11 protein-coding genes are annotated in these 12,216 nt (G+C 71.3%); 7 read left to right on the top strand and 4 right to left on the bottom strand.

The features are described from left to right. Positions 1–2: 2 nt before the first annotated feature. From thpR to gluQRS, 4 genes are all read left to right on the top strand, one after another. Positions 3–539, top strand: a complete 537-nt coding sequence (thpR, locus tag MMB17_RS00725; protein WP_241100714.1) for an RNA 2',3'-cyclic phosphodiesterase — start codon at positions 3–5, stop codon at positions 537–539. 92 nt (positions 540–631) lie between these two features. After that, positions 632–2,506, top strand: coding sequence for a molecular chaperone HtpG (gene htpG, locus MMB17_RS00720; RefSeq protein WP_241100713.1), 1,875 nt, complete (start codon positions 632–634; stop codon positions 2,504–2,506). Positions 2,507–2,557: 51 nt separating this feature from the next. Continuing rightward, the gene (locus MMB17_RS00715; protein ID WP_241100712.1) at positions 2,558–2,839 is read left to right on the top strand and encodes a hypothetical protein; all 282 of its coding nucleotides are present in this window, start codon (positions 2,558–2,560) and stop codon (positions 2,837–2,839) included. Beyond that, the gene (gluQRS, locus tag MMB17_RS00710; RefSeq protein WP_241100711.1) at positions 2,836–3,708 is read left to right on the top strand and encodes a tRNA glutamyl-Q(34) synthetase GluQRS; all 873 of its coding nucleotides are present in this window, start codon (positions 2,836–2,838) and stop codon (positions 3,706–3,708) included. Before MMB17_RS00715 ends, gluQRS begins: the two co-directional genes overlap by 4 nt. 7 nt (positions 3,709–3,715) lie before the next feature. Here the strand turns inward: gluQRS and MMB17_RS00705 are convergent, their stop codons facing one another. After that, a complete protein-coding gene (locus tag MMB17_RS00705) occupies positions 3,716–5,779 on the bottom strand; it encodes a M23 family metallopeptidase (RefSeq protein ID WP_241100710.1) in 2,064 nt (687 codons plus the stop codon). Between the two features lie 104 nt (positions 5,780–5,883). Further along, positions 5,884–6,432: a CoA-binding protein gene (locus tag MMB17_RS00700; RefSeq protein ID WP_241100709.1), complete on the bottom strand. Its 549-nt coding sequence runs from the start codon at positions 6,430–6,432 to the stop codon at positions 5,884–5,886. Between the two features lie 45 nt (positions 6,433–6,477). Here MMB17_RS00700 and MMB17_RS00695 point away from each other — a divergent pair, with 45 nt between their 5' ends. The 3 genes from MMB17_RS00695 to rpsI all read left to right on the top strand — a co-directional run bounded on the left by MMB17_RS00695 (position 6,478) and on the right by rpsI (position 8,063). Continuing rightward, positions 6,478–6,948: a PaaI family thioesterase gene (locus MMB17_RS00695; RefSeq protein WP_241100708.1), complete on the top strand. Its 471-nt coding sequence runs from the start codon at positions 6,478–6,480 to the stop codon at positions 6,946–6,948. Between the two features lie 168 nt (positions 6,949–7,116). Then, positions 7,117–7,578 carry a 50S ribosomal protein L13 gene (rplM, locus tag MMB17_RS00690; protein WP_238309798.1) on the top strand — a complete coding sequence of 154 codons (462 nt, stop codon included), beginning with the start codon at positions 7,117–7,119 and terminating at the stop codon, positions 7,576–7,578. Positions 7,579–7,580: 2 nt separating this feature from the next. Beyond that, positions 7,581–8,063 (top strand): 30S ribosomal protein S9, encoded by a 483-nt coding sequence (gene rpsI, locus MMB17_RS00685; protein WP_238309799.1) that lies wholly within the window; start codon positions 7,581–7,583, stop codon positions 8,061–8,063. A gap of 424 nt (positions 8,064–8,487) precedes the next feature. Here rpsI and MMB17_RS00680 read toward each other — a convergent pair whose 3' ends face one another. Next, positions 8,488–10,257 (bottom strand): pyrroloquinoline quinone-dependent dehydrogenase, encoded by a 1,770-nt coding sequence (locus MMB17_RS00680; protein ID WP_420847313.1) that lies wholly within the window; start codon positions 10,255–10,257, stop codon positions 8,488–8,490. An 88-nt stretch (positions 10,258–10,345) separates the two neighbouring features. Beyond that, positions 10,346–12,157 carry a single-stranded-DNA-specific exonuclease RecJ gene (gene recJ / locus MMB17_RS00675; RefSeq protein WP_420847312.1) on the bottom strand — a complete coding sequence of 604 codons (1,812 nt, stop codon included), beginning with the start codon at positions 12,155–12,157 and terminating at the stop codon, positions 10,346–10,348. Positions 12,158–12,216 lie beyond the last annotated feature (59 nt).

The following is a 12,216-nucleotide window of genomic DNA, read 5'->3' as shown; positions in this document are numbered from 1 at the left end:
ACATGCCCCGCCTCTTCACCGGCCTGGAGATCCCGCCCGAGGTCGGGGCGGCGCTCGCCCTGTTCCGCGGCCGGCTGCCGGGCGCGCGCTGGGTCGAGCCGTCCGACTATCACATCACCCTGCGCTTCCTCGGCGACGTCGACGACGAGCTTGCCGAGGCCCTGCATGCCGGCCTGGTCGAGGCGCGTCCGCGGGAGCCGATCCCGCTGACCCTGGAGAGCCTCGCCGCCTTCGGCGGCAGCCGGCCGCGCTCCGTCCATGCCGCCGTCGCCGCCAGCGAAGCGCTCGACGATCTGCAGGCCGAGCACGAGCGTCTGGCCCGCCGGGCCGGGGCCGAGCCGGAGCCGCGCAAGTTCACGCCCCACGTCACCCTCGCTCGCTTGAACCGCGAGGCCAGCGCGGAGGCCGTGGCGCAGTACCTGAGCGAGGCCGGTATCTTCGCCCCGCTCCGGTTCATGGCGACCCGGGTGGCTTTGTTCTCGGCGCGCGCCTCGCGCGGCGGCGGCCCCTATATTCTTGAGGCCGCCTATCCGCTGTGACGGCGGATTCGGTGCATCCGGGCGATTGAACTGCGGCAAATCGCACGCCATATCGCGCCCCGGAAAATTCCTGGAACCCTGGAGGCGATCCTTTGAGCGAGACGGTCAACGCGCAGGTCGAGCGCCACGATTTCGGGGCCGAGGTCGGGCGCCTTCTCGATCTCGTCGTCCATGCCCTCTATTCCGACCGCGAGATCTTCCTTCGCGAACTCGTCGCCAACGCGGCCGATGCGACCGACCGGCGCCGCTTCGAGGCCCTGACGAACGAGGCCCTGGCCCTGCCGCCGGACGCCAAGGTGCGCGTCGCGCCCGACAAGGAGGCGCGTACGCTGACCATCTCGGATGCCGGCGTCGGCATGACCAAGGAGGACCTGGCGCAGAATCTCGGCACCATCGCCCGCTCCGGCACCCGCGCCTTCTCCCAGTCGCTCGGCGAGGTGAGGACCGGAGAGGACGGGCAGGACCTGCGCCCGAGCCTGATCGGCCAGTTCGGCGTCGGCTTCTACTCCGCCTTCATGGTGGCCGACCGGGTCACCGTCACTTCGCGGCGCGCCGGTACGGACGAAGCCTGGCGCTGGGAGTCGGACGGCCGCGGCAGCTACACCCTGGCGCCGGCCGAGCGGGCGGAGGCCGGCACCGATATCGTCCTGCATCTCAAGGACGATGCCGAGGAATATCTGGAGAGCTACCGGCTCGACCACGTCGTGCGCAAATGGGCCGACAACATCGCCGTGCCGATCGCCATCGTGGACGCGGAGGGCAAGGAGGAGGCGGCCAACAAGGGCACGGCCCTGTGGCGCAAGTCCAAATCCGAGATCACGGACGAGCAGTACAAGGAATTCTACCGCACGGTCGGGCACAACTTCGACGAGCCCTGGGCCACGATCCACTGGCGGGCCGAGGGCGCCCTCGAATTCACCGGCCTGCTGTTCGTGCCGGGCATGAAGCCCTTCATGCCCATGGAGGACGACCGCCGGTCCAAGGTGCGGCTGCATGTGCGCCGCATGTTCATCACCGACGAGGCCGAGCTGCTGCCGAACTGGCTGCGCTTCGTGCAAGGCGTGGTCGACACCGACGACCTGCCCCTCAACGTCTCCCGCGAGATGCTGCAATCGACTCCGGCCCTGCAGAAGATCCGCCGGGCCGTGACGGGCCGGGTGCTCAGCGAGCTGACGAGCCGTTCGAAGAACGTCGAGAAGGCAGAGGACTATCTCAAGTTCTTCGAGAATTTCGGGCCGGTGCTGAAGGAGGGCATCTACGAGGATTTCGAGCGCCGGGCCGAGATCGCTCCGCTGCTGCGCTTCCGCTCCACCACGCAGGAGGGCTGGACCTCGCTGCCCGACTACGTGGCGCGGATGAAGCCGGAGCAGGAGGCGATCTATTTCCTCGTCGCCGACGACCTCGAGACCGGCCGGAAATCGCCCCAGCTCGAGGGCTTCAACGCCCGCGGGATCGAGGTGCTGCTGCTCTCCGACCATGTCGACGCGTTCTGGCCGGAACAGCTCGGGAAGTTCGAGGACAAGCCCCTGCGCTCGGTCACCCAGGGCGGCGCCGACCTCTCGAAGTTCAAGCCCGAGGGCGAGGAGGCCGAGGCGCCTCCGGCCGACAAGCTCGTAGCGGCCCTGAAGCTCGCCCTCGAGAAGGACGTGTCGGAGGTGCGCACCACCGATCGCCTGGTCGACAGCGCCGTGGTGCTCGCCGCCTCCGGTGCGGGGCCGGACCTGCAGATGCAGCGCCTGCTGCGCCGGGCCGGCCGCGGCTTCGGCGGTGGCCTGCCGATCCTGGAGATCAACCCGCGCCACGCTCTCATCAAGGCGCTGGAGGCCAAGGCCGAGACCGGCGCGGATCTGACCGAGGCTGCGGGCACCCTCCTCGATCTCGCCCGCGTGCAGGACGGCGACACCCCGCGCGATCCGGCGGCTTTCGCCCGGGCCGTTGCGGCGGCCCTGGCCGGCGCCGCTTCCTGATGGGGCCGGGCGGCGTTGACAGCGCCGCCCGCTTCCGGCGAACACCGCAGCATGGCTTTCGACGCGCCCGACGACTCCGCCACCGCCGCCCGGGACCGGCGGCTCGCCTGGGCCATCGCGGCCCTGGTCGCGGCCACCGTGCTGATCGGCGCCCTGGCACCGGCCCCGCAGAAGCAGGCCGCGCTCGCCCCGGAAAACGACCCGTCCTGCGCCGAATGGGGCAATGGCTGCGTGGTCTGTCAGCGCCTCGCCGAAGGGCCGGCCTGCTCCCTGCCCGGCATCGCCTGCACGCCCGCCGCGACCCGCTGCCTGCGCGCCGCCGGAGAGCCGTGAGCCGACTGCTCCTCCGCTTCGCCCCCAGCCCGAACGGCCGCCTGCATCGCGGCCATGCCTATTCGGCGCTCTTGAACGCGCAGCTCGCAAAGGTGTTCGGCGGCGGCCTGCTGCTGCGGATCGAGGACATCGATCGCGCCCGCTCACGCCCCGACTTCGTCGCCGGCATCCACACGGATCTCGCCTGGCTCGGCCTCGTCTTCCAGGGGCCGCTGCGCCGCCAGTCCGAGCATTTTTCCGACTATGCCGCCGCGCGCGACCGGCTCGCGGCTTCAGGCTTCGCCTATCCCTGCTTCTGCTCCCGCGGGCAGATCGCCGCGCGCATCGCGGCTCTGGAGGGGCAGGGCCGGATCACCGCCCGCGACCCGGACGGCACACCGCTCTATCCCGGCACTTGCCGCGGGCTGCCGAAGGACGCGGTGCAGGCGCGCATCGCGGCGGGCGAGCCGCATACCTGGCGGCTCGACATGGGCAACGCGCTTCGGGCGCTCGGCGAGCCCCTGACGATCCGCTGCTGCGCCGTCGATGGCACGGAGGCGACGCGTCCGGCCGATCCGGCCCGCTGGGGCGACGCGGTCATCGCCCGGCGCGACGTGCCGACGAGCTATCATCTCTCGGTCGTCTGGGACGATGCCGTGCAGGGCATCACCCATGTCGTGCGCGGGCAGGATCTCGAGGCGGCGACCGACCTGCATCGTCTGCTGCAGCACCTGCTCGGGCTGCCTGTCCCGGCCTACCACCATCACGCCCTGATCCGCTCCGGCGACGGCGAGAAGCTCGCCAAGTCGAAGGGCTCGGAATCCCTCGCCGATCTGCGGGCGAGGGGCGTGAGTGCGGAGGAAATCCGGCGAAGCCTCGGCTTCGGCTAGAACCCGATCAGCGCATCGCGTCGCGCTGGGCCATGGCCGTGGCGCTCTTCGATTTCTGCATGGTCTGCTCGATCTGGTCGCGCTGGCGCTTGAACTCGGCGAGCAGGCGGCCGTCGAGCTCGCGCCCGCGGGGCACGCGGATTTTCATCGGGTCGACGAAATGCCCGTTGATGATGACCTCGTAATGCAGGTGGGCGCCGGTGGAGAGGCCGGTCGAGCCGACATAGCCGATCACCTGCCCCTGCCGCACCCGGGCCCCGGCGGTGACGCCCCGGGCGAACCGGGACATGTGGTTGTAGGTGGTGACGTAGCCGTTGATGTGCTGGATCTCGACCCGGCGGCCGTAGCCGGAATCCCATTCCGCCTTGATCACCGTGCCGTTGCCCGCGGCGACGATCGGCGTGCCCACGGGATTGGCCCAATCCACGCCGGTATGCAGCTTGGCGTAGCCGAGGATCGGGTGGCGGCGGTAGCCGAAGCCCGAGCGCATGATGCCGTCGGCGATGGGCTTGCGGATGAGGAACTTCTTCAGCGAGCGGCCCTGTTCGTCGAAGTAGTCGACGGAGCCGTCGTCGGGCGATTGGAAGCGGTAGATCTTGCGCCACTCGCCGCCGATATTGAGCGCGGCATAGAGCAGTTCGGGCCGGTCGGCCGCGCCGGATCCGGAATCCTCGTCATAGGTGTAGAACACGTCGAGGGCGTCGCCGGACGCGATCCGCCGCTGGAAGTCGATGTCGTAGCTGAAGACGCGGACCATCTCGTCCACGGCGGCCCGGGGCAGGTCGTGGCGGGCGGCGGTCTCGTAGAGGCTCTGATAGAGGCGCGGGCCGGAGCCGGTGTCGTCCTCGGACTCCTCGCCGTCCTCCGGCTCGGTCTGGGCCTGCGCCGTCGGTGCCTTGGTCTCGTCCACGGGCGGCGCCACGGAGACGAAGCTGCCACGGTCGTTCATCGCCGCGATCGCCTGGACCCCGCTCTCGCCATAGAGCACGACGCGGGTCACCTGCCGCCCCTCGGCAGCGTTCGGGCTCGGCGCGATCTGGACGCGGAACTGCTGGCCTTCCGAGAGGCCGGAGACCTTCGGCTTGCCGCCGAGCGCCGCGACGATCCCCTGGATCGCTGCCTCCTTGGCGAAGCCCGTCCCGGTGAGCACGCTCTCCAGACTCTCCCCGCGCTTGAGCGCGAAGTCCTTCTCCTCGACCAGGGGCGGCTCGCCGGGCCGAAGTTCCACCTTGGACAGCTTCGTCACGTTCTCGGGCACGACGAGCACGTCGATCGATTTGAACAGGCCGGTGCCCGGTGCCGGGCGCTCGCCGCTCAGGGCCGAGAGCGAGGGGCCCTGTTGCAGGGTGCGCGAAAGCAGGATCTGCGGGGCGAGCGGCAGTGCCGTGCGGCGCCCGGCCTCCGCCGTGAGCCGCCGCTCCTCCGCGACCAGGGCGATCACATCGTCGTCGGAGAGCGCCGGGGCGCTGGCCTCGACGGGGATCTCCGCGAGGTCGCGCTTGATCACCGTCACCTCGGCGCCCGGCGCTTCCGCCTGCGCGCCGGGATCGACCAGGCGTTCGGGCGAATCGTCGGCGACGATCTTCATCGGATCGAAGCGCGGGATGTCGGTGGCGTAGACCCCCGTCGTCATCGACAGGGTCGAGGAGACCCGCACGAAGGGACGCACCTTGATGATCTCGCGGTCGGCGAGACGCACCGTCACGGGCGAGCGGTAGCTCTGCTTGGCCGAGGCGATCATGAGGTTGCGCACGAGGCGGTCGCCCTTGCGGGCGACATCCCCGTCCGAGGCGCGCGGTCGGGGCGCGATGCTCGCACGCTCGGGGATCGCGGCGTAGGAGACCTCGCTCTGCAGCGAGACGTGGATGGCCGCGCCGATCAGGCCGGCACCGGTCAGGCCGGTGAGGATGCTGGCGGTGAGCCAGCGGAGATTCACGTCGCGGCGATCCACCTGCTTGGCGTTGCGGCCCAACAGGTTAAGGGGCGGCTCGCCGCCCTTGGCTTCGAAGCCGCCGGCCCGCATGCCCGAAGGCGCCTCGGAGCGCCCGATCTTGACCCGCTGCCGGCTCAACCGACGATCCTCGACTGCTTCGGCATGTTATCCGTCTCGAAGGGCAGCGTGTCGAGATTGAGGCCGCGGCGCCCCGCCGCTGGCCGGAAACGTGGAGAAGGGCGTCACGGCCGCTCGAGGGTGAGCTTCTGCAGGCCGCCGCGGGCGAGCACGGGCTTCTTCGCGCTGATGATGCGGGAATTCACCCCCGTCCAGCCGATCTCCCCCGAGAGCCGCCCGTACTCGATCTTGGGGCAGCGGTTCATCACGACGGCGACGCCCCGCGCCTCCGCCCGCGCGGCGGCCGCGTCGTCGCGCACGCCGAGCTGCATCCAGATCACCTTCGGGAGGACAGGCAGGGCCAGCGCCTCGTCCACGAGGCCGCCGGCCACCGCCGCGTTGCGGAAGATCTCGACCATGTCGACTGGCCCCGGCAGGTCGGCGAGGCGCGCCACCACCGGCCGGCCGAGCAGAGTCTGCCCGGCGAGCCCCGGATTGACCGGCGTCACCGCGTAGCCGCGCTCCGACAGATACTTGAACACGATGTAGCTCGGCCGGGCCGGGTTGGCCGAGGCCCCGACGAGGGCGATCGTGCGCGTCTCCTTCAGGATCGCGCGGATCCGCGCGTCGGGATAGCGGTCGTGGCAAGCGGCCGGCGGCATCGTCTCAAGCATCGCCGATGCTTGTCGGCCATTGCCGGCCGTGCTGCAAGGCGAACCATGACCGCGCCCCCCTCCGACGCCGCCGCGCCCAGCCCTCTCATGACCCTGGCGGAGACCGCCGCCTTCCTCGAGCGGGAATTCCCGCAGATGCGGGCGGGGGGCCACTGCTACCATCTCGAGGCGGTCGGCCCGATGCGGGCGCGGATGCGGCTCGATCCCGGTGAGCAGCACCTGCGCCCCGGCGGTACGGTTTCCGGCCCGGCCATGATGGCGCTCGCCGACTACGTGCTCTACGCCGCGGTGCTCGCCCAGATCGGCCCGGTCGCCCTCGCGGTGACGACCAATCTCGGCTTCAACTTCCTGCGCCGGCCCGAGCCCGGGCCGCTCGCCGCGGAATGCCGGCTGCTCAAGCTCGGGCGCCGGCTGGCCGTGGGCGAGGTGAGCATCACGGCTCTCGGGAGCGCGGACGTCGTTTGCCACGTCACCGGCACCTACGCGATCCCGCCGGGACGGGATGCGGTATCTTGATACCACTATCGCCAAGTCGCTGATCCGGCTGTACTTTCGCGAAAATGTGCCGGCTCGGATTGACGGGCGCCCGAATCTCCCGTAACTGGCCGCCATCGCCGCTGCATCCCCGGATGCGGCGGCGTCCTGTTTCGACCTCACACGACCTCACCGGCACGGGAATCGGCCATGAAGACCACTTCGCTGAAGCCCGCCGATGTCGACAAGAAGTGGGTGGTGATCGACGCGGAGGGCCTCGTGGTGGGCCGTCTCGCCTCGATCGTGGCGATGCGCCTGCGCGGCAAGCACAAGCCCGCCTACACCCCCCATGTCGATTGCGGCGACAACGTCATCGTCATCAACGCGGAGAAGGTGAAGTTCACCGGCCGCAAGTACGACCAGAAGAGCTACTTCCACCACACCGGCTATCCGGGTGGCATCAAGGAGCGCTCGGCCAAGTTCATCCTCGAGGGCCGGTTCCCCGAGCGTGTGGTCGAGAAGGCCGTGGAGCGCATGCTCCCGCGCGGTCCGCTCTTCCGCCAGATCCTCGGCAACCTCCGCGTCTATAAGGGCGCCGAGCACCCGCATGAGGCGCAGTCCCCGCAGACGCTCGACGTCGGCGCCCTCAACCGCAAGAACGTGAGCGCTTGATCATGGCGACCCTTCAGTCTCTCGCCGATCTCAATCGGGCGAACACCCAGACCTCCTCGGAGAACGAGGCCCCGGTCCATGTCCAGAAGCTGGACGCCCAGGGCCGCGCCTACGCCACCGGCAAGCGCAAGGACGCGGTCGCCCGCGTCTGGATCAAGCCGGGCAACGGCACGGTGGTCATCAACAACCGTCCGATCGAGACCTACTTCGCCCGTCCGGTGCTGCGCATGATCCTGCGCCAGCCGCTGGAGATCGCCGGTCGCGTCGACCAGTACGACATCACCGTCACGGTTGCCGGCGGCGGTCTCTCCGGCCAGGCCGGCGCCGTGCGCCACGGCCTCTCCAAGGCCCTGACCTACTACGAGCCGGAGCTGCGTGGCCCGCTGAAGCGCGAAGGCTTCCTGACCCGCGATTCCCGTACGGTCGAGCGCAAGAAGTACGGCCGCAAGAAGGCCCGTCGCAGCTTCCAGTTCTCGAAGCGCTGATCGGACCTCGACGGTCTTCCAACGAAAGGGCGGTCCCGCGGGGCCGCCCTTTTTCGTGTCCGCTCCCGCCTTCAGAGCCTCAGGGCGACCCAGAGCAGGACGACGCTCTCGGTCGCCAGCAGCGCGGCGATGACGATCGCGATCGCATCGTGTCGACGGACATTTCGATCGATGTTTTGGGGGGAGTACATCACCCATCCTCAGCCACGATTCGAGGTAGCTGGGGGAGCCAGGTTCTGGCACTAAAGTGCATTAATTACGGCACGCTTTGTGTCGAAATCTCGACATTCCTGTGTAATTTTTCAGGAGCCACAGCTCGATTCCGCTTCCGGAGGAGGGAGGCGGGCTGTGCGGAGCGGGCATGCCAGCCCCCCTCATCCGCTTCGCCGCCACCTCCCCAGGGGAGGACGACTGCTTGGCCCCTTCACTCCGGCAGGGCGAAGACCACGAGGGCGTCGCCGGTGCCGAAGCCGCTGGCCTTGGTGAAGGAGGCGCCGCCGGCCGCGACCGCGACATATTGCTTGCCGTCGATGGCGTAGGTCACCGGCGGGCCGCCGATGCCGGCGCCGCATTGGAAGCGCCAGAGCAGCGTGCCGTTTTCCGCGTCGTGGGCGTCGAGATGCCCGTCCTCCTCCCCGGAGAAGACGAGGCCGCCCGATGTGGCGAGCGTGCCCCCGGACAGGCGGCTGCCCGCCTTCACCGACCAGGCGACCGCGCCGCCCTTGTTGAGGTCGAGGGCGGTGAGCGTGCTGAAGGTCGGCACGCCCTTGGCCTCGCTCGTCTCGGTGTAGCGGATCTCCGGCCGGCCGTTCGCGGCGGGCACGGTCTTCACCGTGTAGGTCGCCGCGCCGTGCCGCACCTGGGCGAAGGCGAGGCCCGTCTGCGCGTCGTAGGAGACCGGATGCCAGGAGATCGCCCCGAGGGGCCCAGGGCTGACGGTGATGCCCGCGGCGCTCGGCGGCTCGAACAGGTTCCGGTGCTCGATCAGGGCCGGCGAGCGCCCGATCAGCGCCCCCGTGGCCCGGTCATGCACGTAGAGGAAGCCGATCTTGCTGGCCTCGGCCACCGCCTTCACCGGCCCCTGCGGCGTCGGATAATCGAGCAGGAAGGGCGGACTGGCGACGTCGTAGCCCCATTCCTCGTGCGGCACCTGCTGGTCGTGCCAGCGCAGCTGCCCCGTCTTCACGTCGAGGGCGACGAGGCTCATCGTGTAGAGGTTGTCGCCCGGCCGGGAGAGGCCGAAATTCTGCGGGGCCGGATTGCCGGTGCCGAGATAGATCAGGCCGAGCGCCGGGTCGTAGGCGGGCGTCATCCAGAGGGAGCCGCCGCCGACCTTCCAGGCATCGGGAAATCTCGCGGCCGCCGCCTTCTCGGCGGCGATGTCCCGGTGGAGCGGCAGGCCGTCCCCGGTCTTCTCGACGTAGGCGCCCTCCCAGCCCTTCTCCTTGGTGACGTACCAGCGCCAGCGCTCGGCGCCGGTCCTGGCGTCGAAGGCGGCGAGCCAGCCGCGGCGGCCATAGCCGCCCTCGATGCCGACCACCGCGCCGCCATCGAGGCCGCCTTTGTCGTCCTCCACGTGCAGGCCGTAGCCCGCCCCCGTCACGCCGACGATGACGAGCCCCTCCGCCACCAGAGGCGGCATCTTGAAGCCGAGGCGGCTCGAGCCCTGGACCGGCTTGTCGCCGAGCCGGGCGGCCAGCCCGGAGGCGGTCTCCGTCTCGCCCTCCTCGGGCCGCACCGCCTCGTGGTCCCAGACCAGCTTGCCGGTTTTGGCGTCGAGGGCGATCACCCGCCCGTCCATGGTCGCCTCGTAGACGAGGCCGTCCGCGACGGCGACGCCGCGGTTCGAGGGCGGCCCGAAGATCTTTTCCGTGCGCGCCTTGTGCGTGTAGGTCCACAGCACCTTGCCGGTGGCGGCCTCCAGCGCGGCCACGTGGTTGGCGGTGGTGGAGACGTACATCACCCGGTCGACGATCACCGGCTCGGCCTGGAAATAGCCGGTCACCCCGGTCTGGAAGAGCCAGGCCGGCCGCAGCCGGCCGACATTGCTCCGGTCGATCTGGGCGAGGGGGGAGGCGTGCCGGTTGTCGGCGCCCCCGCCGAAGGCCGGCCAATCCTGCGCCGCGGCGGGCAGGCCGAGGACCAGGGGCGGCGCCAGAAGCGCGCAGGCCCGCAACACGGACGATGTCGCCACGCCGGATCTCCTCCCACTCGTCTTCGTTGGAAGCGCTTCTCGCACGGATCCGTTCGCCGGTCGTGCCCGACTTCGGGCCGGCGCGGGCTCAGCCGGCGGGCGCGAGGTCGCAGATGCGGATCTGGACCCGCTCGCTGCCGCGCCAGACCTGGCAGGACAGGGTGCCGGCGACGTGCAGGCTGGTGCCGATGCCGCCCAGCAGGGCGCGGCCCAGGGGCGTCTCGGCCGAGCGGAAGGCGATGGCGTCGACCGCGCGCCCGTCCCCGCTGCCGAGGCGGGCGCGGACATGGCCGTTGCCGACCACGCCCGCATGCAGCAGCCGATGCCGCGGCAGGACGAGCACCGGCTCCGGCGCGCCCTGGCCGAAGGGGCCGGCGCGCTGCAGGGTGCGGAACAGCTCCGCATGGGCGCCGCCCGCCCCGACGGTGCCGTCGATGAGCAGGGCATCGACCGCGCGGGCCCGATGGACCGCCGCGGCGAGGGCGGCGTCGAGATGGGCGCGGAAGGCGGAGAGATCCGTCGTGGCGAGCGTCGCGCCCGCGGCCATGGCGTGGCCGCCGCCCTTGGCCGCCGCGCCCTGCTCCACCGCCTGACGCACGGCGAGGCCGAGATCCACCCCCGGCACGGAGCGGCCGGAGCCGACCGCCGTGCCGTCCGGGCGCAGGGCGAAGGCGAAGGCCGGGCGGCCGTAGCGCTCCTTCACCCGGGCGGCGACGAGGCCGACCACGCCCTGGTGCCACTCCGCCGAGCCGCACACGAGGACCGGGCGCTCGGGATCCTGCGCCAGGATGAAATCCGCCTCCGCCAGGGCCTCGGCGACGGCCTGGGCCTCGATCGCCTGGCGCTCGCGGTTGAGCCGGTCGAGCTCGGCCGCGATGCGCTGGGCCTCGCCGGCCTCGGCGGTGGAGAGCAGGCGGGCGCCGAGCGCCGCGTCGCCGATGCGGCCGCCGGCATTGATGCGCGGGCCGACCAGGAAGCCGAGATGCCAGGATTCCGGCGGCTCGGAGAGGCCGGCGGCATCGAGCAGGGCCGCGAGCCCGGGCCGGCCGCGGCCGCGCATCACGGTGAGCCCCTGCACCACGAAGGCGCGGTTGAGGCCGGTGAGGGGCACCACGTCGGCCACGGTGGCGAGGGCGACGAGGTCGAGGGCGTCGGTGAGCCGCGGCTCGGGGCGCGCGGCGAAGGCGCCGTCCCGGCGCAGGCGCCGGACCAGGGCGACCAGGGTGAGGAAGACCACCCCGGCCGCGCAGAGATGGCCGAGGCCGGACACGTCGTCCTGGCGGTTGGGGTTCACCAGGGCCGCGACGGGGGGCAGGGTCTCCGCTGCGCCGTGATGGTCGAGCACGATCACGTCGAGGCCCAGCGCCCGGGCTGCCTCCAGGGGCTCGAAGGCGGCGGTGCCGCAATCGACGCAGACCAGGAGCCGCGCGCCGGCCTCGGCCAGCGCCGTCACCGCGGCGATGTTGGGGCCGTAGCCCTCGGTGATGCGGTCGGGGATATGGACCTGCACCGGCACGCCGAAGGCGCGGAGCGCATCGGCGAGCAGGGCGGCGCTGGCGGCGCCGTCCACGTCGTAATCGCCGAAGATCGCCACCGATTCCGAGGCCGCGACGGCGCGGGCGAGGCGGTCGACGGCGGCCTCCATGTCGAGGAGCACGTCGGGATCCGGCATCAGGTCGCGCAGGCGCGGGCTGAGGAAGGCCTCCGCCTCCTGCGGGCGCACGCCGCGGGCGGCGAGCAGGCGGGCCAGGGCGTCCGGCAGGCCGTAGGCCTGGGTCATGGTCGCGGCGGCGGCGAGGGCGGCCGCATCGGTGCAGCGCTCGCGCCAGGGCCGGCCGAGCACGGAGCAGGCGACGTCGAGGAAGGGCCGGTCGGGGGCGGGGAGGGGGCTGGCGGACACGGGGCGCATCATAGCGCCCCCGTCGCGAAACCGCTGCGGCCTTCAGACGACAGCGGGGC

This window comes from Methylobacterium organophilum (assembly GCF_022533465.1).
Lineage (GTDB): Bacteria > Pseudomonadota > Alphaproteobacteria > Rhizobiales > Beijerinckiaceae > Methylobacterium > Methylobacterium organophilum.
Note: the sequence above shows the minus strand (reverse complement) of the source record. Positions and strands in the feature narration are given on the sequence as shown.